This window comes from Promicromonospora kroppenstedtii DSM 19349 (assembly GCF_000515355.1).
Taxonomy (GTDB): Bacteria; Actinomycetota; Actinomycetes; order Actinomycetales; family Cellulomonadaceae; genus Promicromonospora; species Promicromonospora kroppenstedtii.
Genome location: NZ_KI911578.1, coordinates 4,686 through 6,339, shown reverse-complemented (window position 1 = coordinate 6,339; position 1,654 = coordinate 4,686). Strand labels below are relative to the sequence as shown.

The window sequence follows — 1,654 nt, the reverse complement described above, 5'->3', positions numbered from 1 at the left end:
CCGGGAGCCGTGCGAGCGGTAGCGGTAGGTCGTGCCGGAGACGTAGACGTCCTCGGCGTCGACCGTGCGGGAGATCCGGCCGTCGCGAAGGATCACGAACCGTCCGGGGTCGTCGAGCGCTGCCACTCGATATCAACGGTCGGCGTCTGCCCGACCTGAGCGACGCTCAGTCCGGTCACGCCGCCTACTGCTACGTCGGTGTCGAGGTGGAAATCGGCCTGGGCCTGGGGCGTAGGTGGGATCACCGGGGGTCGCTTCGCGGTTCTGGGAGTCCCCAGACCCGCACCTTGACGCGGTAGGTCCAGTCATCGAAGAGGTACCCGCTCGGGATCGTCAGCGACGTCTCCGAACTCTGGCGCTCCTTCGAGTCGTAGACCGGCCGCGAGAGGTCCGTTACGTGGTAGACGAGCACGCGGTAGCGGACCTGCGTCCCGCCCGTCACCGACCAGATGATCGGGGCGAGCTGTCGTAGGCAGCGCCAGCGCCGAGGTTCGAGATCGTGACTGTCGGCTTGACTCGGCGGGTCATGGGGACGGGCTCGGACCATGTCGACCACAGGCCGGCGCCGTCCCGCGCCTGGACTCGCCAGTTGACCGTCTGGCCGTCGGACATGCCGGCCCATGCGGCGGAGCCGCCGACGAGCGACACGTTGTCGACGTAGTGCACCTCGCCGAGCGCTGCGGAGGAGAACTGCACCTCGGCACGCACCGTCGCGGCGCTGGCCGGAGCAACGGCGGTCACCGTGCGGGCGGCGAACGACGTGGTGTTGTTGCTGGCGGTGCCTGTGCTCGTCGTGACCTCGGCCCCTGCGGCGTTGAACCACCGCAAACGCACGAACGACGAGCGCACGGTCGACGCGGCGCGGACGACGGCGTCGACCGTGTAGGTCTGGCCGGGGACAACCGGGAAGAGGTCCGAGTAGGCGTACGCGTTGCCCGCCGCGACAGCCGTCACCGACAGTGCGCCCGGCCCGGTGTTGACCGGGGTAGTCACCCGGGCGAGCGTCGCGTTGTTCCCCGTCAGCCCGTGGTGTTCGTCGAGAAGGAGGGGTTGGGGAGTCGCTGGGCGGCGATCTCGGCGAGGTCGACGTCAGACGACGTGGTGAGCACCTCGCCGGAGTCGTAGACCGGCGACGAGAAGCTCTCGGAGGTCGAGACCTGCACGCGCGCTGACGCGAGCTCCGTGTCGCCCGACACGTCCTCGTAGGCGAACGTCACATGCGGGAGCGCGAGAGACGTAGCCGCCTCGGACGGGCGGAGGTCTGTCGGCTGTGAGGGGTTGTCGGCCCAGGTGACCGTGAGGGTCGGGCCGTTGGCGGAGTTGAAGCCGTAGAACTGGTGGTGGCCGTCGCGGTCGTGGCGATGCGCCAGCCGTAGTTCTGGAGCCCGCCGGCCCAGGCCTGGACGAAGCTCGTCACGTCGATCTGGACCGTGTCGCCGTCGGACAGGGAGCCGACGACCGCCGACCCCGCGGAGGGCCCGCCGGCCGGCATGTTGTTCCAGTTGAGCCGGGACGCCTTCCACGAGGCAGTTGCCCGGCGAGCACTGACGGTCCGGGTGCCCGTGGAGGACCCCCGGGCCGTCAGTGTGAGCGTGGCCGACGTGACCGTAGCGCCCGCGGGGACGGGGCTGCGGAGCCAGACGAACGCATTGGC

The 1,654-nt window shown here is 70.0% G+C and carries 4 protein-coding genes; all 4 read right to left on the bottom strand.

Translation table 11 applies throughout. The annotated features are described in order from the left end of the window. Positions 1 to 241: 241 nt before the first annotated feature. Positions 242 to 442 (bottom strand): hypothetical protein, encoded by a 201-nt coding sequence (locus PROKR_RS02230; protein ID WP_036959294.1) that lies wholly within the window; start codon positions 440 to 442, stop codon positions 242 to 244. Continuing rightward, positions 439 to 993 (bottom strand): hypothetical protein, encoded by a 555-nt coding sequence (locus PROKR_RS02225; RefSeq protein ID WP_036959292.1) that lies wholly within the window; start codon positions 991 to 993, stop codon positions 439 to 441. Before PROKR_RS02225 ends, PROKR_RS02230 begins: the two co-directional genes overlap by 4 nt. Before the next feature lie 26 nt (positions 994 to 1,019). Further along, positions 1,020 to 1,217 carry a hypothetical protein gene (locus PROKR_RS02220; RefSeq protein ID WP_036959291.1) on the bottom strand — a complete coding sequence of 66 codons (198 nt, stop codon included), beginning with the start codon at positions 1,215 to 1,217 and terminating at the stop codon, positions 1,020 to 1,022. Continuing rightward, positions 1,214 to 1,654, bottom strand: a 441-nt coding sequence (locus PROKR_RS38105) for a DNRLRE domain-containing protein (protein WP_157601832.1), incomplete at its 5' end; no start/stop codon positions are given. The genes PROKR_RS02220 and PROKR_RS38105, both read right to left, overlap by 4 nt.